The sequence below is a fragment of the Paenibacillus sp. J22R232 genome (genome assembly GCF_056269165.1).
Genome location: NZ_JBWDNK010000002.1, coordinates 834,207 through 856,211 on the forward strand (window position 1 = coordinate 834,207; position 22,005 = coordinate 856,211).

16 protein-coding genes are annotated in these 22,005 nt (G+C 50.1%); 15 read left to right on the top strand and 1 reads right to left on the bottom strand.

Annotated features, from left to right (window positions below; genetic code table 11):
• The first annotated feature begins 181 nt into the window (after positions 1-181).
• Positions 182-1,378, top strand: a complete 1,197-nt coding sequence (locus tag AC0YN3_RS10075; protein WP_475774928.1) for an aminotransferase-like domain-containing protein — start codon at positions 182-184, stop codon at positions 1,376-1,378.
• Here the strand turns inward: AC0YN3_RS10075 and AC0YN3_RS10080 are convergent.
• On the bottom strand, positions 1,362-2,087 hold the full coding sequence (locus AC0YN3_RS10080; protein ID WP_475774929.1) for a DUF2161 family putative PD-(D/E)XK-type phosphodiesterase: 726 nt from the start codon (positions 2,085-2,087) through the stop codon (positions 1,362-1,364). The genes AC0YN3_RS10075 and AC0YN3_RS10080 overlap by 17 nt on opposite strands.
• A gap of 241 nt (positions 2,088-2,328) precedes the next feature.
• Here AC0YN3_RS10080 and AC0YN3_RS10085 point away from each other — a divergent pair, with 241 nt between their 5' ends.
• The 14 genes from AC0YN3_RS10085 to AC0YN3_RS10150 all read left to right on the top strand — a co-directional run bounded on the left by AC0YN3_RS10085 (position 2,329) and on the right by AC0YN3_RS10150 (position 21,971).
• On the top strand, positions 2,329-4,224 hold the full coding sequence (locus tag AC0YN3_RS10085; protein ID WP_183558797.1) for a PrkA family serine protein kinase: 1,896 nt from the start codon (positions 2,329-2,331) through the stop codon (positions 4,222-4,224).
• 162 nt (positions 4,225-4,386) lie between these two features.
• Complete coding sequence (locus AC0YN3_RS10090) at positions 4,387-5,391, top strand: protoglobin domain-containing protein (RefSeq protein ID WP_475774930.1); 1,005 nt, start codon at positions 4,387-4,389, stop codon at positions 5,389-5,391.
• Between the two features lie 227 nt (positions 5,392-5,618).
• Positions 5,619-7,076 carry a circularly permuted type 2 ATP-grasp protein gene (locus tag AC0YN3_RS10095; protein WP_475774931.1) on the top strand — a complete coding sequence of 486 codons (1,458 nt, stop codon included), beginning with the start codon at positions 5,619-5,621 and terminating at the stop codon, positions 7,074-7,076.
• A gap of 18 nt (positions 7,077-7,094) precedes the next feature.
• Complete coding sequence (locus AC0YN3_RS10100; protein WP_475774932.1) at positions 7,095-8,090, top strand: alpha-E domain-containing protein; 996 nt, start codon at positions 7,095-7,097, stop codon at positions 8,088-8,090.
• Positions 8,087-8,977: a transglutaminase family protein gene (locus tag AC0YN3_RS10105; protein ID WP_475774933.1), complete on the top strand. Its 891-nt coding sequence runs from the start codon at positions 8,087-8,089 to the stop codon at positions 8,975-8,977. Before AC0YN3_RS10100 ends, AC0YN3_RS10105 begins: the two co-directional genes overlap by 4 nt.
• Before the next feature lie 129 nt (positions 8,978-9,106).
• Positions 9,107-9,679: a YhcN/YlaJ family sporulation lipoprotein gene (locus tag AC0YN3_RS10110; RefSeq protein WP_475774934.1), complete on the top strand. Its 573-nt coding sequence runs from the start codon at positions 9,107-9,109 to the stop codon at positions 9,677-9,679.
• A gap of 158 nt (positions 9,680-9,837) precedes the next feature.
• Entirely contained in the window at positions 9,838-10,566 is a 729-nt protein-coding gene (locus AC0YN3_RS10115) for a polysaccharide deacetylase family protein (RefSeq protein WP_475775123.1), read from the top strand.
• A 220-nt stretch (positions 10,567-10,786) separates the two neighbouring features.
• Complete coding sequence (locus AC0YN3_RS10120; protein WP_475774935.1) at positions 10,787-12,580, top strand: sensor histidine kinase; 1,794 nt, start codon at positions 10,787-10,789, stop codon at positions 12,578-12,580.
• Positions 12,570-13,994, top strand: a complete 1,425-nt coding sequence (locus tag AC0YN3_RS10125) for a response regulator transcription factor (protein ID WP_475774936.1) — start codon at positions 12,570-12,572, stop codon at positions 13,992-13,994. The genes AC0YN3_RS10120 and AC0YN3_RS10125 overlap by 11 nt, the downstream gene beginning before the upstream one ends.
• A 190-nt stretch (positions 13,995-14,184) precedes the next feature.
• Positions 14,185-15,090, top strand: coding sequence for an ABC transporter permease (locus AC0YN3_RS10130; protein WP_475774937.1), 906 nt, complete (start codon positions 14,185-14,187; stop codon positions 15,088-15,090).
• Entirely contained in the window at positions 15,090-15,986 is an 897-nt protein-coding gene (locus tag AC0YN3_RS10135; protein WP_475774938.1) for a carbohydrate ABC transporter permease, read from the top strand. Before AC0YN3_RS10130 ends, AC0YN3_RS10135 begins: the two co-directional genes overlap by 1 nt.
• A gap of 48 nt (positions 15,987-16,034) precedes the next feature.
• A complete protein-coding gene (locus AC0YN3_RS10140) occupies positions 16,035-17,675 on the top strand; it encodes a type 2 periplasmic-binding domain-containing protein (protein ID WP_475774939.1) in 1,641 nt (546 codons plus the stop codon).
• An 82-nt stretch (positions 17,676-17,757) separates the two neighbouring features.
• Positions 17,758-19,470, top strand: a complete 1,713-nt coding sequence (locus tag AC0YN3_RS10145; protein WP_475774940.1) for an alpha-1,3-galactosidase-related protein — start codon at positions 17,758-17,760, stop codon at positions 19,468-19,470.
• A gap of 122 nt (positions 19,471-19,592) precedes the next feature.
• Positions 19,593-21,971: a glycoside hydrolase family 95 protein gene (locus AC0YN3_RS10150; protein WP_475774941.1), complete on the top strand. Its 2,379-nt coding sequence runs from the start codon at positions 19,593-19,595 to the stop codon at positions 21,969-21,971.
• The last annotated feature ends 34 nt before the right edge of the window (positions 21,972-22,005 follow it).

Below are 22,005 nucleotides of genomic sequence, written 5' to 3' on the forward strand. Positions count from 1 at the left end.
ATGAACAATGCAAACACAGTCATGACGATAATAAAGTTCATCTGTGGGACACCTCCAAGTATATTGTCTTTATTATAACCAACGTCGGCTAAAAAGAAAACTTTAAAAGTTGTGAACACATTGTTAACATAGAGAGTATAAGCGCAGTTATCGTTTCAGCATACGAGGAGGAGCATTTGTTATGAACTATCGTTTTTCATCCCGAGTATCACAGCTTAAATCGTCAGCGGTTAGAGATATTTTGAAGCTGACGCAGGGCAAGGACATGATTTCGTTCGCAGGCGGCTTGCCTGCCGAAGAATTATTCCCGGTACAAGCCATTCGCGAAGCGGCAGACCGTGCTTTTACGGCGGGTACAGGAGCTTTGCAGTATGGCTTGACTGAAGGCTATATGCCGCTGCGCGAGCAGCTATGCGCGCGGATGGCCGCAAAGGACATGCACGTGAATCCGGAGCAGATGATTCTGACCACTGGCTCGCAGCAAGCGATTGACTTGCTTGTTGGCGTGCTCACGGAGCCCGGCGATACGGTTCTGGTCGAGAAGCCAACCTATCTGGCTAGCCTGCAAGTATTCGCGCTGCATGGTCTTAACGTGATTGCTGCCGAAAGCGATGAGGATGGCATCATTCCCGAGGATGCGGAACGGCTGATCAAGGAGCACCGTCCGAAGCTGCTATACGCGGTGCCTACCTTCGGCAATCCGACGGGTAGGGTGTGGAGCCTGGAGCGCAGGAAGAAGCTGCTTGCGCTCTGCAAACAAAATGAGATGCCGATCATTGAAGATGATCCTTACGGAGATATTAAATTCGATGACAGCGAACAATTTCCTGCGTTGTTCTCTCTTGAAGGCCAAGCGGAAAGGGGAGCCGTTTTTTATACGAGCACATTCTCCAAGACGGTTGCACCTGCTTTGCGTTCGGGCTGGGCCATGGGCGATAGCAGCGTGATCGGGATGGTAGCCAAAGCAAAGCAGGCTGCGGACCTTCATTCCAGCGCAATCGACCAGCAAATACTGAGCCAGCTGCTCAGCGGATTTGATCTTGATGCCCATATCCGCCTGATCTCTACTTCCTACGGTGAACGGATGCTCGAGATGCACGAGCTATTGAAACGCCAGAACCTGAAGGATATCTCGTGGGTAAAGCCGAAGGGCGGCATGTTCTTGTGGCTTGAGCTGCCGGAAGGTCTTGATGCAGAAGCTCTCCTTCGCTGCGCAGTGCAGAAAGGCGTTGCTTTTGTGCCAGGCAGCTCGTTCTATGGGGTTGATCCGCAGCGCAATACCGCTAGGTTGAATTATACGTACAATTCAGGCGCGCGCACGGAGCTCGGCGTTGAGCGATTCGTAGAGGCGATTAGTGAATTTACGGCGCGGAGCTAACCTGCGAAGCCCATTCGGCTATCACTTCGCCATATTCGGTTAATGCAGCTGCGCCCTCCGGGCGCAGGCTGTATTTGCCGCGGCCGACACGGTCGAACCAGCCGTAATAATTATTGCGCAGCGTTTGCCCGCTTTGGCTATACCCTGTTATGGCGGCAACCTGGCGCGGAGCAAGCGGTCCCGCCTGTTGGAGGGCGTAAGCGCACCTTAGAGCCTTCTCGCGGTAAGCAGTTACAAGCTTGCGGCGCGTGCTTCCGCCTACGTTGTAGTCGCCGCTGCGTTCTTTAAACTCCGTTAGAAGCTGAGCTTGCTTCCTGCGCCTGATGCCCCGCTGCGGCGCGTCTCCCGGCTGGCAGAGCAGCTCGATGACCGGCGGCTTCGTTTTATAGAAGGTGACTGTCATTAATCCAAGGCCGAGCATTCGGCAAAGCTCCGTCAAATCGCCGAAGCGCTGATTATGGGCACCGCTTTTTTTTCTGTTCCGTTCAATGGCGAGCACGACATGGCTATTCAAGCGAAGGCGTTCAATCCCTTGCAGCAGCAAGGCGAGATTGAACGTTTTTTTCATTTCGACAATTATCGTTTCATCCTGCTCGGGATGAATCGCGACCAAATCACAGTGCAGCACCTCGCTTTTTACGATAAAGCCAAGCTGCTCATAGTGCTTTTTTATAGGGGTGTAGAGCTCTTCCTCGCGTGCAACAGCCAAGTTCGTTTTCTCCTCTCCGGTTGTTTCGATCCATGCATATGCCTTCATTATAACAAAGGAAGCTGCCAGCTTGTCGGTTTTTGATGGATGATGGACAAAAATAGTGTGCAATTATCTTGGCGAATAAGCATAGGATTGTTATATCTCAATAAAAGTTGGCACCACGGAATAGAGCGTCTAGAGACAAATCCCGGGCGTAGAATGATAAGTGGAATGCGGAAGCGATGGGAGGAGGCACGGTATGGACATTTTCAAGCGAATATCGGAGTATCAGGCTGAGAGCGAGAAGCTTGCATGGACAGGAACATTCAAGGAGTATATTGAGCTGCTGAGGAAGGACCCGTCCCCGGCCATGACTGCACATTCACGCGTTTATGAAATGATTGAATCTCATGGGGTAGAAGATGTTGGCGGCAACAAGCAGTATAAGTTTTTTGATCAGGAAATTTTCGGGCTGGATCGTGCGATTGAGAAGCTGGTTGAGGAATATTTCCACTCATCGGCTCGCAGGCTTGAGGTGCGCAAACGGATTCTGCTTCTAATGGGTCCCGTCAGCGGCGGCAAGTCAACGATTGTTACCATGCTCAAAAAAGGTCTTGAGCGCTTCTCCAGAACAGAACGCGGAGCTGTCTATGCCATCAAAGGCTGCCCGATGCATGAGGATCCGCTGCATCTCATTCCGCATGAGCTTCGCTTAGATATCGAAAAGGAGCTTGGCGTCCGTATCGAGGGCAATCTATGCCCGTCTTGCCAAATGCGGCTTCAGACGGAGTATAGCGGCGATATCGAGAACGTGTTTGTTGAGCGCGTGTTCATCTCGGAGGATAACCGCGTCGGAATCGGCACGTTCAGTCCGTCCGATCCAAAGTCGCAAGATATAGCCGATCTTACGGGAAGCATCGATTTCTCAACGATTACGGAGTTCGGCTCCGAATCCGATCCGCGCGCCTACCGTTTCGACGGGGAGCTTAACAAAGCCAATCGCGGCTTAATGGAATTTCAAGAGATGCTCAAATGCGACGAGAAGTTTCTATGGAACTTGCTATCCTTGACGCAGGAGGGCAACTTCAAGGCTGGACGCTTCGCGCTAATTAGCGCCGACGAGCTGATCATTGCGCATACGAATGAATCCGAGTATAAATCGTTCATCAGCAACAAGAAAAACGAGGCGCTGCACTCCAGAATGATCGTTATGCCGGTTCCATACAACTTAAAAGTATCGGACGAAGAGAAAATTTACAAAAAGCTAATCGCCCAGAGCGATATGCGCCATATCCATATTGCGCCGCATGCGCTTCGTTCGGCCGCGATCTTCTCCATCCTGACGAGGCTTAAGGAGACGAAGAAGCAAGGCATGGATCTGGTCAAAAAAATGCGGATGTACGACGGCGAGGAAGTCGAGGGCTTCAAGGAAGCCGACCTAAAGGAAATGCAAAACGAGTATTTGGAAGAAGGCATGACCGGCATTGATCCGCGCTACGTGATTAACCGCATATCCAGCGCGCTGATCAAGCAAGATACACAATGCATTAATGCGCTTGACGTATTGCGTGCTCTCAAGGAAGGGCTGGATAGTCATCCTTCTATCACGAAGGAGGAACGCGAGCGGTACTTAAATTTCATCTCGGTTGCGCGCAAGGAATATGACCTTCTTGCGAAGAAGGAAATTCAGAAGGCATTCGTCTACTCCTATGAGGAGTCGGCCCGTACCTTATTCGAGAATTATCTCGACAACATCGAGTCTTACTGCAACTGGGCCAAAATCAAGGATCCGCTCACCGGCGAGGAAATGGATCCAGACGAGCGGCTTATGCGTTCAATTGAAGAGCAGATCGGTGTTTCGGAAAATGCGAAAAAAGCGTTCCGCGAAGAAATATTGATTCGGATCTCCTCCTACTCGCGGAAAGGCAAAAAATTCGATTTCACTAGCCATGAGCGTCTTCGCGAAGCGGTAGAAAAGAAGCTGTTCGCTGACCTGAAGGATATCGTCAAAATTACGACATCCACGAAAACGCCGGATGAGAGCCAGCTGAAGCGGATAAACGAAGTGACGAAACGGTTGATGGATGAGCATGGCTACTGCCCGGTATGCTCGAATGAATTGCTGCGTTACGTGGGAAGCTTATTGAATCGATAAGCGGCTCTCGCAGCGGCAGAGAAGCTGATAGACAATTGTCTATCGGCTTTTCTGCACATCATTGAGGTTTAAAAAGAATTTAATAGGTCCATACTAATTCTTGTATGTTTTCCGATATAATAGGTGATAGTGCACGACTATACACCGAAGGAGTCGGGATATTTGATTAAATTATCGGCAGAGCGCAAGAGACAGCTAGACTATACGGGCATTACGGAACTGGATTTGAAGCATTTAGCAGACAATAAGCTTATTTTCCAGAAGATTGTGGACGAAGTGGTTGACCGCTTCTACGACAGTGTCGGCCAGCAGCCGAATTTGGTATCTCTAATTTCAAAATTCAGCACCATCGATAGACTGAAGGAAACGCAGCGCTCCTATTATATGTCGCTTACCGATGGCGTCATCGATCAAGCTTATATTGATAATCGCATAACGATAGGTGCCGTTCATTCACGGATCGGTTTGACGACCGATTGGTATTTGGGTGCCTATATGACATATCTGGACATCTCCACTAACGTGCTGCAACGAGTTCTTCCGGGGAACTGGCAGGAAGTCGTGCATGCGCTGACGAAATTGTTTAATCTGGACTCGCAATTCGTACTCGAAGCCTACAACCAGCATGAGCAGCATAAAATCCAAGAGCTTGCCGACAATCGTTCGGTCATGCTGACTACCGTGACGAGCGCCGTACAGGAACTCGCTTCGCTCATGTTCGAATTGGACGAGGGGGCACAATCTATTGCGGCAACTGCAATTTCGACCTCGCAATCGCAGGATAAGACGCATACATTATTAGGGGAGCTTCGTGAGGAGCTGGACGGCATCAATGAAATGGGCACATTAATTCGCGGCTTGTCGGACCAGACGCATTTGCTCGGGCTCAACGCGGCGATCGAAGCGGCTAGAGCGGGAGAGAATGGGCGAGGATTCGAGGTTGTGGCGAATGAAGTGCGTAAGCTGGCAGCTTCATCGCGCAATGCGCTTGAAGGGATACAGTCAAAACTTGAAGAGATTGACAAAAAGCTCTCCGCCGTACGTCATGAATCCGAGCTAACCTCGGTTGAAGCGCGCAACCAGGCAGCAAGGTCGCAGGAGCTTGCCTCATTCGTCCATATGGTCGATAAGGTTACGAAGGACCTGCAGCAATTAAACCAATCCTAGAATACGACGCAGCTTAGAAAAAGCAGGAATTCTCTCCACCGAGGGTTCCTGCTTTCGCGTTATATAAGTTGACACAATTTTCAGTTTTTAGTATGATAATCCTAACATTAAGATGCGATTCGGTTATAAATGTTAAGTTTTTTAACATAAATATAACGCAATTGGTCGAATGTTTACCCAGCTCGTACCAAATTGGTGCAGCGCCCATCATGGAGGAGGCGGTTGTCATGTCGACGGCCAAACAGTCGCAATCGCAATATTACGATGCTCAAACCTTTTACGATGAAATGTTCGAGAAGGACTTTTCGGTCCGTGCCCACTATGACACGGTACACCGGTTGTTCGGCAGAATGAAGCCGGCAGAGCTTGCCACCAGGCAGAAAGCGATCAATCAGCGCATGCTGGAAGAGGGCATTACGTTCACGCTGTACAGCGGAACGCAGAATGAACCGCTCGAGCGCACCATTCCGTTTGACTATATCCCGCGCGTTATTCCGAAGCATGAATGGGATGGTGTGGATCGAGGCGTCAAACAGCGGATACGAGCTTTGAACGCATTCCTTCATGACGTGTATCATGGTCAAAAAATCGTATCGGACGGCATTATACCTCGGCGCATGATTGTATCGAATACTTATTTCCGGCCGGAAATGGCTGGTCTACATGTACCGGGCGGTGTATATATTACAGCATCGGGCATTGATTTAATCCGTGATGAAAAGGGCCGTTATTACGTGCTGGAGGATAATTTGCGGTCACCTTCAGGTTTCTCCTACCTCTTTAAAGGCAGAACGCTAATGAATGAGCTGTTCCATGATCTGTATTTATCGAGCTCCGTACAAAGCATTGACCGCAGCTTGAACTGCTTCCTAAGCTCGCTTCGCGCATTATCTCCAAATGGCAAACGGGATCCGTTAATCGTATTGCTCACGCCCGGAGCCTACAATTCCGCATATTACGAGCACACCTTTCTTGCGCAGCAGATGGGCATCCATCTGGTTGAAGGAAGAGACCTCGTCTACAAAGACCACAAAATCTATTTGCGTGATTTACGCGGACTTCGCCAGGTAGACGTCATTTACCGCCGGATCGACGACGATTTTCTGGATCCGCTTGCCTTCCAGCCTGACTCCTTCCTCGGCGTGCCGGGTCTTATGAATGCGTATCGTGCAGGCAATGTCGCCATTGCCAATGCGCCAGGAACGGGAGTGGCGGACGACAAGGCAGTATATGCCTACGTGCCGGATATGATCCGCTACTACTTGGGAGAGGAGCCCATTCTGCAAAACGTACCGACATACATCCTCTCCCGCAAGGAAGAGCGGGAATATGTGCTTGAGCATCTTGAGCAGCTTGTCGTGAAAGAGACTTCGCTGTCCGGCGGTTATGGCATGCTGATCGGTCCAAGCGCTTCGCCCAAAGAAATTCAAGCATTTGCGGAGGCCATTAGGCGCGAGCCAGAGCGATATATTGCGCAGACCACGATGAAGCTATCCCGCGCGCCGGTCATGGTGGATGGAGGCATGACGCCGCGGCATATCGACTTGCGTGCTTTTGCGTTAATGGGCGAGGAAACGCATGTCATCCCTGGAGGCTTAACGCGTGTCGCGATGACCGAGGGTTCTCTCGTTGTCAATTCATCGCAAGGCGGCGGCGTCAAGGATACTTGGGTTCTTAATCGATAAATAATGGGAGGGAATGCCATGCTGAATCGGAATGCAGAAGCATTATTTTGGATTGGCCGTTACATGGAACGGGCGGAGAATCATGCGAGGCTAATCGATGTGCACTATCATCTTCAAGGAGAGGATAGCTCGGAGGAGGCGGAAGGCAAGCAAGCGGGAGAGGCGGCTGAGCCCTATTTGAAATGGGCAAGAATCGTCGATGCCTTAGGCAGCAGAGAGTCATACGAGCAGCAATACAGCAGCTATAATGAACGCGATGTATTGTTCTATACGACGCTTGACCGTGATAATGCCAATTCCCTCGTTTCCTGCGTCAGCCATGCTAGGGGCAATCTGCGTACGCTGCGCGAGAAGGTGCCGAGCGAAATGTGGGATGCGACAAATGCTTTTTATTTATGGCTGCGCGAGAAGCAGCCCGACGATCTGCTCCGGGAATCTCCGCATCTGTTTTTCGGTAAAATCAAGGAATGGACAGCTTTGTTCCAAGGCGTAAGCCAATCCGTCATGCCGCGCGAGAATGAATGGCATTTCATCGAATGCGGCCGTTATTTGGAGCGTTCGGAGAATACGCTTCGGATTATCAAAGCGGTAGGCAATGCTGCCAGCGGCGAAGGATGGAACAGCGCAGGCGCGTATCCCTATTTGCAGGCGGTGCTCCGTTCGGTAAGCGGCTATCAGGCATTTAGGCGATACTACGCGGATGGCATTTCGGTTGAGACGATCGTCGAATTCGTTGTGCTGAACGCCGCATTCCCGCGTTCGCTGCATTTTGCCCTGCACACGCTTGATGACCATATGCGCCATATCGAGCTGCAGGATAAACAGCTGCGCATTGCCCATGAGCGAGTGATTCGCCAAGTAGGCAAGGTGAAAGCGGATCTCGCATGCCTCGAGCGGGAGGATATGGTTCTCGATCGGAGCGGCGCAATCGTTGCCCATCTGCTGGATGCCAGCCAGCAGCTTGGGATGATGTTCGCCAAAACCTTTTTTCGCATGGGGGAGGCAAGCGCATGAAGCTGAGTATTTCACATGTGACGCAATACGAGTATGCGGAAGCGGTAACGGACAGTGTCAATGAAATCAGGCTTACGCCTAGCACGAACGAGAGGCAATCCTGCTATCAGCAAGCGATTTCCATTGAGCCGAATGCTTCCCTATTCACCTATGAGGACTATTTCGGCAATCGTGTACATGCTTTTTCAGTGAATGGACCACATAAGAAGCTTACGATTCGGACGAATATGACGGTCGTTACGAAGCAGGCGCCAAGCTCGGAGGAGAGAGCCCAATACTTAAGCAAGCGCTCGCCGGAACAAGCTTGGAGCTGGCTGCGGACAGAGGATGCGGCCAATCGCTTTACGGAATTTCTGCTTACGACGGAATATACGGCGGTTACGAGCGAGGTAGAGGTTTTTGCCCGCGAGATTTCGGATTCCGGAGAAAACGGCAAAGTAAGCGTGCTGGATTGGCTCAATGCGCTGTCGACCAAAATAAGATCGGAGTTCATTTATGATCCCGAAGCAACCGACGTAAAAACAAAAACATCGGACATGTTTCTAAGCAAGCGCGGGGTTTGCCAGGATTTCGCGCATTTGATGATCGCCAGCTGCCGTGCCTATACGATACCTTCGCGCTATGTGAGCGGATATCACTTTGTGGGTGATTTGCAAGGCGGAAGCGCGGATTTTGAGCAAGCGTCGCATGCTTGGGTAGAGGCATTCGTGCCCGGGCTAGGCTGGTGCAGCTTTGACCCGACGAATGTCGATCCTGTAGGCGAACGCTACGTGAAGCTGGGTCATGGACGGGACTATAAGGATATTGTCCCGGTCAAGGGCGTATACCGGGGCACGGGCGAGCAATTGCTGCATGTTTCGGTTGATGTAAGAAATGTAGAGGATTGACGGATGGAACAGGAGCCATAGAAAGAACAGTTAGCCGCTGAAGCATGCCGCGGTCAACTGTTCTTTTTTGCATGTATGATTTAACGCCAATAGCAAATCTTAAACGTAATAAGCAGGAGGTGCATTGGCATGTTTGTAGGACTCAGGACGGCGGCCGTATCTATAATCGTCCTTGTATTAGGCAGCTCGTTAGCGGCATGCGGGCAAAACGGCGAAATGAAACAAGCCGAATACCGGGCAAAAAACGAAATCCGGCGAATCGAAACGAAAACGATGCCAAACCGGGACATGATGATGGAGAAAAACAAGACGCAATATCATCAACGGCTCAGTATGGATGCGCCAGAGGAAAAAGGCATGGCTGCGGGAATGGACCATAACGCGAAACAGCTAGAGAACCGAGCCGATCAGGTGACGGGCGTGGGAAAAGCGAAGGTTGTGCTTCTGAAAAGGGATGCTTTCGTAGCCCTTGATCTTGATGAGAACGGTAAAAAATCAATCATCGAGAAACAAGTATACGCGGCTTTGAAGGGGCAATATCCGGCATACGATATCCATGTAACGTCGGATGAGGGCTTGCAGGAACGAATACATTCGTTGAATGGGCAAATCAAGAACGGGGCTTCCATCCAAAGCTTATCTAAGGATGCGGCCTCGATAGTCCGGGATATTAACGCGGAGTGGTCACCTGCCGTGCGGTAAAAGATATTTTGGGAATGGGACAGCTTGCTACGGTAATGAAGAAGCATGTTGCGTAAAAAAGATAGGAAGAATGCTCATTCGCTTGCATGGAGAGCTGTCGTTAGCAGCTCTTTCTTGCGGTGAAGCTTGTTGAATGGCTGGGGGGTATTGCATTGTTAATGTTGAAGCGGGGGTCGCTATTGCTGTTCGCCGCCTTAATGCTGGCGGGGTTCGGTATGCCTGCTAGAAAGGATCGCGCTTTTTATGAGCAAAGGGGAGAGATCGTATGGGAGGTTCCGACGAAGGACAGGAAAATTGCGTTAACGTTCGACGATGGCCCTTATCCGGCAACGACGGAGAGGATATTGGATATCCTGAAAAAATATAACGCCAAGGCGACTTTTTTTGTGTTAGGCAACAAGGTGGAGCGGTATCCTGAAACCATCAAGCGGGAAATCGCAGAGGGGCATGAGGTAGCCAACCATACGTTTAATCATGTTTATTTTGAGCGTTCGGTAAGTCAAGCAACGATGAAGGAAGAAATTCTGAAAACGGAAAGGGCTTTGGAAACGTTGACCGGAAAAAAATCGCAGCTCTTTCGCCCGCCTGGAGGCTTCTACAATGAGCGTTCGATCGAAATGGCCAAATCGCTAGGATACACGACCATTATGTGGTCCTGGCATCAAGATACGAATGATTGGCAAAGTCCCGGCGTGAACAAAATCGTTAATAAGGTGCTAAACCATGCGAGAAACGGGGATATCGTGCTTTTGCATGATTACATACCCGGTTCGACGCAGACCGTAATAGCGCTAGACAAAATACTAGATGAGCTGAGTAAGCGAGGTTATGCGTTCGTCACGGTAACAGAGCTGATGAATACGATGATCGAGGTTCCGACTTATTGATAGAAATGATACATATTGCGGTACATAAGCGGAATAAAGCAGGGAGCTCTTTGGCGCGAGCTCTCTTTTGGCTATTCATATAGACGATTTTTAGCAATGTTATGGACGATTTATAGGCTTTTTAATATTTCCGTTTACGGGCTTGACCTCGTTCCGGCCAAACGTTAATAATTAGCGGTATGATCGACAATGTTATTATGAAATGATGGAGATGAGCCCTATGGCCTTTCTAAGAAAACTATCCATTCGCTCTCAGCTGTTAATATTGGCGGCGTCATCCATTATCGTTATCCTGATTGTTATTTTGCATACGTATTCCATGATGTCCGGGATGATTACGAAAAACCACGAGGAATATGTGAGGCAGACCGTCACGGAAATTCAGAAAAACGTGATTTCCAATAAAGACGTTGTCTATAGGCTTATGCAAAACATCTCTTACAATGAAGAGGTGCAAAGCTTTCTTGTCGAGAAAAACGCGTTGCGCCGATATGAAATGTTTAAAAAGCTAAGCCAGCTGATTACGAATCAGAAGGAGCTGAAGGATGGCGTGCTCGATATCGTCATCTCCGGAAATAACGGCGGATGGGTCGATATCAATGGCGGAAACCGTTATGTTGCTCCGATGGTCGGCAAGCTGCCCAAAACGAAATTTAATGCTTATTACGTAGGGATGCAAACCTTTGGCAGCTCCTATGGGTCTGCGGAGGGTCTCATATTCGCGACGTCCATTACGTATATGCAGCCCGGAGAGCTTTTTAATACGAATGTGGGAACGCTCTTCTTCATCATCAGGCCGAAAGCGCTTGCAGGTGATGAGGAATACGCGATGAAGGAAACCGGTACGCAAATCTATTTGCTGGACCGTAACCAGAAGGTTATAACGAGCAACTCGAACGACAAGGTTGGCTCTGTGCTGCCGGAGGGCTTCCTTATTGGCGGGAGCAGCGGCGGCCAGCACACCGTGCAATGGAAAAACAAGCCGTACGTGATTCAGACCGAGCCTCTGCCGGATATCGATGGCGTCATTCTGAGCATAGCGCCCAAGGATGAGCTGCTGCGCGACCTGCGGTCGATCCGCGAGGTCGAGCTTGCTATATTGGGTGTTTGCCTTCTTGTCCTAGCGATACCGTTCACGTTTATTATCAACAACATTTTGCGGCCGCTCAAAAAAATGATGTTATTCATGACCAACGTCAAGCGCGGAACCTTATTTGAATTCCAAAAGAGAATCGCGCTGCACGGTTATATGGAAATCAATGTTCTCGCGACGCAGTTCAATCATATGCTCGATGAGATCGAGCAGCTGACGCAGCGCTTGCTGGAGGCAAACAGCCGCTTGTACGGCAGTGAGCTGGAGAAGAAAAAAGCGGAGCTTGCTTTCTTGAAAAGCCAGATCAACCCTCATTTCTTGTACAATACGCTTGAGGTCATTACGGGGATCGCGGTTGTCGAGAAGCAGACGAGAATTAAGAACATGACCAGATCCTTATCGGCGATATTCCGGTACAGCATCAAAGGAGCAGATGTCGTTCAGCTGCGGGAGGAGGTCAAGATGGTTGAATCCTTTATTCAAATTCAGCAAATCAGGTTCGCGGATCGATTCGCTGTCCGCTATGATTTTTCGGAGGAGGCATTGTCTTACCGCATTCCCAAAATGATTCTGCAGCCGCTCGTAGAGAACGCGATCTACCATGGGTTCGAACCGACGCTAAAGGTCGGTGAGCTATGGCTCAAAGGGGAAGTGGACAAAGAAAATACGCTCCATATTCTTATTTCGGATAATGGTGTCGGCATGCCGGATGACCGATTGGGCCAAATTCGCGATATGCTGGCTGAGAGTTCCTCTGCGCCGGCAGCCGACGAAAACGTCAAAAGCATCGGCCTTGGCAACGTAAATAACCGGATCAAGCTTATTTACGGGAATGAATACGGCATCCAAATCGAGAGCAAAGAGGGCCAGGGGACGAAGGTGAGGCTCATGATGGCGGAGAGGAAGAAGCATGATGCATAAGGTGTTTCTAGTCGATGATGAAAGCTGGGTCGTGGAAAGCTTGAAGGATTTAGTGGATTGGGGCAGCCATGGCTTTGAAGTGGTGGGACAAGCCTATAACGGAATGGCTGCTCTGGAAGCGATGGCGGAGATTAAGCCGGATGTTGTTTTTACCGATATACGGATGCCCGAGATGAATGGGCTGGAGCTGATCCAAAGAGGCAAAGCTTTTCCTTTTGCCATTCAATTCGTCATTGTAAGCGGCTATGCGGAGTTTGCTTACGCACAAAAAGCGATCAGCCAGGGGGCCGTTGCTTATTGCTTAAAGCCTTTTGACGAGGTGGAAATATCGAGCGTATTGGCTAGATTGAACAAGCAATTGCTTGCGGCTAAGCCTGCTTTCGAGCCGTCGCTCATTCATCTCATTGACGAGCCTAGCTTGGAGAACGAATGGATGATCAGCGATCGATTGAAGAGGGCTGGCGTGTTGGCGGAAAAAGGCGATTCGCTGATTGCGGTTATCTCCGTTGGTCCGGAAGAATTGCCTGCGTTTGCGCAGGGGATAATCCGAATGAAAATCGGCAAAGCCAAAACCGCATATTTGATCGATGCGAAGCTTGCGGCTGCGGCGAGGAACGAATGGGAACAGACCTGCCCGGGATCGATGCGGGGCATCGGGATGAGCGAGCCTTTCCATGATTTGAAGGAAATAAAGCAAGCGATCGAGTATGCGGATGTGCTTGCCCACCAATATTTTGTAAGCGGCAAGGTTATGTACGTGAACGGCGACGCGCAGCCGGGGAGCGGTGCTGAGCTTAATGAATGCCTATTGCAGGTAAGCCATGCGATTCAAGAAAGGAACCTGGAATCGGCGTTGCATGCAATGGACAGGATCGGGAGCTTGTTCGCGGACAACTCGTTAACGGTAAAGCACGCACTCAAAGTTTATCATATGACCGTATCCTTTTTGTTTGGCCTTGGAGAGACGGAGAGCATGCTGTATAGCTATGAGCAGCTTGTTGAGTCGTTTGATCACCTCTCTAGCATGCTAGGCGAATTGAAAATGCTGTTGACCAAATATTTGGCCAGTACGGGAGCATCGCCTGTCGAAACGAAAAACCCGACGGTTAACTCCATCCTGCACTACGTAGCTTTAAATTTCCGTAGGGACATTTCGCTGCAAGACCTGTCGGAGCAATTTTTCATGAACCCGAGCTATATAAGCCAGCTGTTCAAGAAAGAGGTAGGCGAAACGTTAACCGCACATATGGCTAAGCTGAGAATCGCTTATGCTTGCGAGCTGCTGGATAGCGAAGCTGGCTCCATTCAAGACATTGCCGAGAAGATCGGCTATCATGATTATTTTTATTTCACGCGCATATTCAAGAAAATGACGGGCAAGACACCTACCCAATACCGTGAGAAGCATTCATGATAGGCGAGGTGGACGATTTTTATGATCGGTATGGATTATTTCAAGAAAACTTTCGATGAAGGTTTTCTTTTTTTATGCAATAGGTTGAAATTGCAGAGGGAACGAATGGAATGCGTCCATGTACGCTTCCTCCTTGTCAGGCGATAATAAAGCAAGAAAGTGACAACGCTTACAAGGAGGTTTGACTAACATGAATGTATTAGGGAAGGAAATGTACAAACATCGTTTCTTGTATATTTTGCTCCTTCCTACGTTGCTCTTTTATGTGTTGTTTCAGTACGTCCCGATGTACGGAGTGCTGCTCGCATTCAAGGAGTATCACATCAGGGAAGGGATAATGAGCAGTCCGTGGGTAGGATTGGCGAACTTTCGGGAGCTCGTGAACCAAAGCGATTTCTGGCAAGCGTTTACGAATACGATCATCATCAGCTGCGGCAGAATCCTGTTCGAATTTCCTACGGCCATCCTATTGGCGCTGCTGATCAACGAGGTAACGAAGGAGAGGTTCAAAAAGTTTTACCAGACCGTGTATACGTTCCCGCATTTCATTTCGTGGGTTATCATAAGCGGCATCATGTTCAACTTTTTAAGCGAATCCGGGGTGTTGAACCAAATAATCGCGTCATTCGGCTTCGATAAGCAGACGTTTATGACCGATCCGGGATTGTTCCGGCCCATTCTGTTCTTGTCCAGCATGTGGAAGGAAATCGGCTGGAGCGCGATCATTTATTTGGCCGCAATCGCCGGCATCAATCCGGAGCTGTACGAAGCGGCTCGCATTGACGGTGCCAACCGCTTTCAGCAGCTGATGGCGGTGACATGGCCTTCGATCAGGGGGACGGCTGCGATACTATTGATCCTAGCCGTAGGGAATGCGATGAACGGCGGGTTTGAGCAGGTGTTCAACCTCTACAATCCAGGCGTGTATGAAACTGGCGATATTATCGATACGTATTTGTACCGCTCCGCCTTTGGCGATGGGTTAAGCTTTGGAGTAACGACCGCCGTTGGCTTGTTTAAAGCGGTTCTGAACTTTGTCTTGCTGTACTCCGCTAACTTTATGGTGAAGCGGCTAGGCGGGGAGGGATTGGTATAATGGCGGCGCAAAGCATAAAACGACGCAAAAAGATTAGCATGCCGGATGTAATCATCCATACGATCTTGATCCTGCTTACGGTCTGTACCATCTTTCCTTTCTATAATGTGGTCCTGATGTCGTTCAGCGATTCGGTGGCTATATCGAAGCAGATCGTCTATTTGATTCCGACGGCATTTGATTTCTCGGCATACAGCTATATTTTTCATGAGCCGCGCTTTCTGGATGCGTTTCTAGTGACCATTTTTGTTACGGTTGTAGGAACGTTCATCAATATGCTGGTCACGCTGACCGGCGCGTACGTGCTGTCCAAAAGCGGATTTCCCGGCCGGAAAGCGGTTATGTCGGCTATCTTATTCACGATGTTTTTCAATGGCGGACTCATTCCGTTCTATCTGACCATGAAGAGCTATGGCTTGATTAACAATCTATTCGTGATGATTCTTCCAGTCGCTGTAAATACTTTCTATATGATGATTTGTATTGCCTTTTTCCGGACGTTGCCGGCCGCGCTGGAGGAATCGGCGAAGATTGACGGCGCGAATGAGATTCAAATTTTGTATAAGGTCATATTGCCGATATCGAAGCCAATGATCGCGACCATCGCTTTGTTTTATGCGGTGGATCGTTGGAATGAATGGTGGTTCGGCGTATTGTTCATGACGGACGTCAATTTGCTGCCGCTGCAGGCGCTGCTCAGAGAGCTGCTGACCAACTATCAACAGCTGCTGACCAGCATCAGCGTAAGCTCCGTCGTCTCGTCAAGCTCGGCTTTGCAGCCGGAAATGCTCAAAATGGCGGTTCTGGTCGTTAGCGCATTGCCGATTGTATGCTTGTATCCCTTCCTGCAAAAATATTTCACGAAGGGCGTTATGATCGGTTCGATCAAAGGGTAGTAGAAGCTTCGCGCTTTTATTATATAATTGTACAGGGGGAACGAGAAAATGAAGAAAACAAGCAAAGCTGCCTCATTCACGTTATTGACCGCATTATTCATTTCTGTATTATCTGGCTGCGGATCGGCAAATAACGTGCCTGAAGCCAGCAACAACGCGCAAGCGCCAACAAATGCGGAGTCTGATAACCCGTATAAGGACCATATGGACATTTCCGTATCCTGGTGGGGAATTGGCGTCGGCTTTCAGCAGAAGGATGAGATTTTGCAGCATGTGGAGAATACCTTCAATGTCACCTTCAAGCCGATGGACATCGGCTGGGACAACTACAAGCAGAAAGCGCAGGTATGGGCGGCTGCTGGCCAGCTGCCGGATATTATTACGAACAGCATTACCAATGACAGCCCTGCTACTTATAATGAATGGGTAAATCAAGACCTGATTCATGCGCTTCCCGATGATTTGAGTGCGTATCCGCATGTGGAGCAGGTAGCCAAAGCGAAAGGCGTGGATGGCATTCGCCGTGACGGCAAGCTGTATGCGATTCCCCGCATGACGTTCCCGCTGGAGCAAGCGGAAGCGGTATGGGCTGTTGACCGTGCGATCTTTGTCCGGAAAGACTGGATGGAGAAGCTGGGTATCGCGGATCCGAAAAGCTTCGACGAATTTAATGCGATGCTGAAAGCGTTTGTAGAGAAGGACCCTGACGGCAATAACAAAAACGATACGACGGGCATCGTAATGAACACGCTTGGTTATTTCAAATCGGTCTTCGTTCCTACCTTCCCGCAGATGGGGAACCAGGGCTGGGTAGAGGAGGATGGCAAGTGGATTCCGTTCTATGCTTCGCGGAAAATGGATGAAGTGGTCGTTCAAGCTCGCCAAATGTATAAGGATCACACGCTGGACCCTGATTTTGCGGTAGCGAAAGCGGGAGAGGGCAACCAAAAGTTTTACCAAAACAAAGCTGGTGCGTTTGCGTTCAAAACGGATGGTATTCTTGGCGCTACAGGCATCAAATCGGAATGGGAGAAAAACAATCCCGGGCTTAACTTTTTTGACCACGTGAAGATTTTGCATCTGTGGCCTGGCGCAGACGGAACGGTCTACCGCCAAGTGAACAGCCCGTGGTGGTCGGAGACGATGATTAACGTGGATGTGGATGACGAGAAGCTTGACCGCATTCTGCGCATCTATGATTGGCTGTTGTCAGCGGAAGGCAAAGAGCTGTTCGACTACGGCATTGAAGGCAAGGATTACACCAAGGATGGCGATAAATATGTCATTACTCGGGCGAAAGAAGAAAACGGCCAATTTATCGATTTGAAAAAAGCGTATCCTTCGATGGATATCATCTCACAAATGGCTGCTTGGAGAAATGCGAGCGCAATCGAGGACAGCGAGTCCAATCGAGCGGCGCATGGAGACGCGGCGATCCAGTTCATCCAAGATGAAATAAAGTGGCAAATGGATAACGCCAAGCCGATGCCGACTGCATTCGAATTTTTCACGATGACCACGCCTGCGAAAGACAAGCTGTCCGCAATCAACTTCGACGATGATTTCACGAAGATGATATTAGGCAAGGACGATCCGGTCCAAACCTGGAAGGATATCGTCAAAGGTTATGACAGCAAAGGGCTGCAGCAAGCAATTACGGAAGTGACGGCGGAAATGGCCAAACAATAATAAACGAAATAACAAAGGGAATGTTCTGTCCTATGCGGCAGGGCATTTCCTTCGTTCATGAGGCATGAGGAGGCCAAATGGAATGACGAGAGAGCAAATTGCAAATTGGGAACGGCAGACGGTATTGCAGCTTGCCGATTTCGGAGGCAAGCCGGACTCGGGCGAGGATGCGATGTCCGCGATGCAGCTTGCCATCGAGGCCGCTTCGCGGGCAGATGGTCCCGTCGTGCTGGAATGCGCGCCAGGGAGATATGATTTCTTCGCGAATGGGGCAACGAGAAAGCCCTATTATATTTCGAATACAACGAGTGAAGCGGAAAATCCGGATATTACGAAAACGATTGGCGTTTTTTTGAAAGGCATGCGCGAGTTTACGTTAGAGGGGAATGGTTCGTTGTTTGTCTTTCACGGCAAGCAAACGATGTTTCTCATTGATGAATGCGAGCATATCGTTTTTCGAAATATCAACGTCGACTATGAGCAGCCAACCGTCGTGGAAATGACCGTGTTAGAGACGGGAGCACGTCATCTTATCCTTGAGGTTCATCCCGCATACCGATACGAGATCGAAGAGGGGAAGCTGACATGGGTAGCGGATGATTGGCGCTTCCTGGCAGGCCCGATGCAGGAGCTGGACCTCGAGGAAAACCGCACGTGGCGAACCGATAATCTATTCGAGCATGCGGTCAAAGTCGAAGAAATATACAGAGGGAAGCTGAAGGTGCATATGAATGATCGACCCGTTCAGTCGAATGGGAACATATTGCAGGCACGCGACGGCATTCGTGACCAGGTTGGCGCGTTTATTAATAGAAGCAGCGGCATTCGATTCACGAACGTAGGCATGCATTTCATGCATGGCCTCGGGATTGTTTGCCAATTCAGCGAAAATATGACGTTCGAGCGCATGGAGATGAGGCCGAGGCGGGAAACGGGACGCACGGTGAGCGCTTTTGCTGATTTTATCCATTTCTCTGGCTGCCGAGGACTCATTCAGGTGAACGATAGTAAATTCAGCGGGGGACATGACGATCCGATCAACGTTCATGGCACGCATCTTCGCATAGTTGGGCAACCGTCGCAAAATCAAGTGAAGGTGAGGTTTATGCATCCTCAAACCTACGGCTTTGAAGCTTTTTTTGCTGGGGACGAGGTCGAATTTGTTAGATGCAAGTCATTGAATGCTTATCATAGCAACAAAGTAACCAGCGCCGTACTGTTGAATCCGCGGGAAATGCTGCTTACGCTGGAGCGGGCCGTGCCGGAGACTATCGAACCGGAGGATGTCGTCGAAAACGTGACATGGACACCTGAAGTAAGCATCGTCGGCAATGAATTTGAGAGAGTGCCTACGCGAGGCATACTGGCTACGACGAGACGCAAAGTCGTGATTGCCCGCAACCGATTTGAGAAAATGACGATGAGCGCGGTTTTTATTGCGGATGACGCGGAGAGTTGGTATGAATCAGGCCGCGTTCAGCAGGTCTCCATTCAAGATAATCACTTTATTGCTTGCGGAAACGAGCGGCATCCCGTTCTGTTCATTGCTCCCGAAAATACGCTGATTCATGCGGAGCAGCCTATTCATAGCAATATCCGTATCGAGAATAATAGATTCGAAACGATTGACGCGTTAATCCTTTCCGCCAAAAGTACGCGTGATATTGGATTTTTGAACAATGAGATTATCGTAAAAGGCGACCGAAACGCATACAGCACCCTTCAGGATGCCATTCGTTTTGAAGCGTGCACGGCTATTGTGCTCGAAGGCAATTCCTTGATTAGAGAAGGCTGAGCAGCGGAAGTTCGGTAATCTATTGCGGCGTTTGCTCGGTAGATTTTCCTTGCTAGATTAAGCGCTTCACTTCATAATAGGATTCAAACCGGATTATGTGACAAACAAAGAGAGGTGCTAGCATGAAGCTGCAATACAAGAAACCGGCTTCCGCTTGGACGGAAGCGCTTCCTATCGGCAATGGACGCTTGGGGGCAATGATTTTTGGCGGCGTGGAAAAAGAAAGAATTGGGCTTAACGAGGATACGTTATGGTCAGGCTACCCGAAGGATTGGAACAATGCGGGAGCCAAAGAAGCTCTGCCGCGCGTGCGCAAGCTGATCAAGGAAGGTCGGTATGCGGAAGCGGATCTGGAGACCAAGCAAATGATGGGGCCATATACGCAGTCTTACCTTCCGTTCGGCGATATGCATGTAACATTCGAGCACGGCAATAAATATGAAAACTACCAACGGACGCTGGATTTGGAAAACGGCTTGTCTACCGTCGAATACGAGATTGGCGGGATTGCCTACAAAAGGGAATTGTTCGCTTCGTATCCGGATCAGCTTATTTTGTTGAAGCTTGAGGCTAGCGAGCCTGGCGTTCTAAATGTCCATGTGAGATTGGATAGTCCGCTCCGTTACCGCACGGAAGCGGACGGGCAGCGCTACCTCCTGAAAGGAAAGGCGCCTGAGCATGTTGCTCCCAGCTATTTCAAGGATAACCATCCAATCGTATACGGCTCCGGCGATGAGCCGGAAGCTATGCGTTTCGAGGGCGTGCTCGCCGCCACGTCGAAGGAAGGAACCGTTATAACGGATGCTGACGGGCTTCATGTGTATGGTGGCACCGAGGTGGTTATCTATTTCAGCGGAGCTACGAGCTTTAACGGATACGACCGGCTTCCGGGAAGCCAAGGCAAAGATGCGTCAGCCGCAGCTGCCTCTGCGCTGGAAAACGGGTTTAAGAAATCGTATGCGGAGCTGAAAGCTTCGCATCTATCGGATTATCATCTTCTGTTCAATCGGGTCGAGTTCCGAATCGGTGAAGCTTTGGCGCCGATAGATATGCCGACAGACCAACGGATTAGTCAATTTGGCGCGAAGGATCCGGGCTTAGTTGAGCTGCTTTTTCATTACGGTCGTTATTTGATGATCGCGAGCTCGCGCGGAGGGACAAAGCCCGCGAATCTGCAGGGGATATGGAATGAATCGACCAGGCCGCCATGGAGCAGCAATTGGACGTTGAATATTAATGCGGAAATGAATTATTGGCCGGCGGAAACCTGCAATTTGGCCGAATGCCATCAGCCGCTGCTCGCTTTTATCGAGGAGCTTTCGGTGAACGGTGCCGTTACGGCTCGCACGAATTACGGAGCAAGGGGCTGGACGGCGCATCATAATGCGGATATATGGGCGCAAACCGCGCCGGTTGGCAACTATGGGGACGGTGATCCCGTTTGGGCCTATTGGCCAATGGGCGGCATATGGCTTGCCCAGCATTTATGGGAGCATTTTTCGTTCGGCAGGGACGAAGCGTATTTGCACAGCCATGCCTATCCGATTATGAAAGAAGCGGCTTTATTTTGCCTCGATTGGCTGATCGATGACGGGCAGGGACGGTTGATTACGTCGCCTTCCACCTCGCCGGAGCATAAATTCAGAATCGGGGATAAGCTATTCGGCGTAAGTGAAGCCGCTACGATGGATTTGTCGTTGATCTGGGATTTGTTTACGAACTGCATAGAAGCCACGGAGAGCCTGGATACGGATGAAGCGTTCAGAGCGGAGCTGAAAGCTGCGAGGGCAAGCTTGCTTCCGCTGCAAATCGGCAGTTTCGGACAGTTGCAGGAGTGGTCGCAAGATTATGCGGATGAGGACAAGCATCATCGCCATGTCTCGCATTTGTTCGGTATTTATCCCGGCCGGCAGCTTACGCAAGACGGAACGCCGGAGCTGTACGCTGCGGCGAAACAATCGCTGCTCCGTCGCGGTGACGACGGGACGGGCTGGAGCTTGGGCTGGAAGGTGGGATTGTGGGCCAGGTTCCGCGACGGGGACCACGCTTTGCGCCTGCTGGATCAGTCGCTGCGGCTCGTAAAGGAGAATGAGGCGGAGCTCTATGATCATGGCGGCGTGTACGGCAATTTATTCGGCGCGCATCCTCCTTTCCAGATCGACGGGAATTTCGCTGCCACGGCGGGCATTGCCGAGATGCTTCTGCAATCCCATCAGTCTTACTTGGAGCTGCTTCCGGCTCTTCCGGCTGCCTGGCAGTCAGGCGAGATCAAGGGGCTGCGGGCGCGCGGAGCATTCGAAGTGAGCATTCGCTGGGAGAATGGGCGTTTCGTCGAAGCGGAGCTCCTATCGCTGAGCGGCGAGGACTGTTCATTATGGACAGAAGCATCATGGAGGATTGAATCGCCGGAAGGATTAATTGCTGGCAGCAGCCAGCCCGATGAGCCGGTTGTCCGATTCCGTACAAAGGCCGGCCAAGTCTACCGGATCTTTGCGGTTTGATATAGTGGATTGTAATTAAAATTAAAATTAAAAT

Coding starts and splice junctions, on each gene's coding strand:
- AC0YN3_RS10075 (WP_475774928.1), top strand. CDS start 182: ATGAACTATCGTTTTTCATCCCGAGTATCACAGCTTAAATCGTCAGCG.
- AC0YN3_RS10085 (WP_183558797.1), top strand. CDS start 2,329: ATGGACATTTTCAAGCGAATATCGGAGTATCAGGCTGAGAGCGAGAAG.
- AC0YN3_RS10095 (WP_475774931.1), top strand. CDS start 5,619: ATGTCGACGGCCAAACAGTCGCAATCGCAATATTACGATGCTCAAACC.
- AC0YN3_RS10100 (WP_475774932.1), top strand. CDS start 7,095: ATGCTGAATCGGAATGCAGAAGCATTATTTTGGATTGGCCGTTACATG.
- AC0YN3_RS10105 (WP_475774933.1), top strand. CDS start 8,087: ATGAAGCTGAGTATTTCACATGTGACGCAATACGAGTATGCGGAAGCG.
- AC0YN3_RS10110 (WP_475774934.1), top strand. CDS start 9,107: ATGTTTGTAGGACTCAGGACGGCGGCCGTATCTATAATCGTCCTTGTA.
- AC0YN3_RS10115 (WP_475775123.1), top strand. CDS start 9,838: ATGTTGAAGCGGGGGTCGCTATTGCTGTTCGCCGCCTTAATGCTGGCG.
- AC0YN3_RS10120 (WP_475774935.1), top strand. CDS start 10,787: ATGGCCTTTCTAAGAAAACTATCCATTCGCTCTCAGCTGTTAATATTG.
- AC0YN3_RS10125 (WP_475774936.1), top strand. CDS start 12,570: ATGATGCATAAGGTGTTTCTAGTCGATGATGAAAGCTGGGTCGTGGAA.
- AC0YN3_RS10130 (WP_475774937.1), top strand. CDS start 14,185: ATGAATGTATTAGGGAAGGAAATGTACAAACATCGTTTCTTGTATATT.
- AC0YN3_RS10135 (WP_475774938.1), top strand. CDS start 15,090: ATGGCGGCGCAAAGCATAAAACGACGCAAAAAGATTAGCATGCCGGAT.
- AC0YN3_RS10140 (WP_475774939.1), top strand. CDS start 16,035: ATGAAGAAAACAAGCAAAGCTGCCTCATTCACGTTATTGACCGCATTA.
- AC0YN3_RS10145 (WP_475774940.1), top strand. CDS start 17,758: ATGACGAGAGAGCAAATTGCAAATTGGGAACGGCAGACGGTATTGCAG.
- AC0YN3_RS10150 (WP_475774941.1), top strand. CDS start 19,593: ATGAAGCTGCAATACAAGAAACCGGCTTCCGCTTGGACGGAAGCGCTT.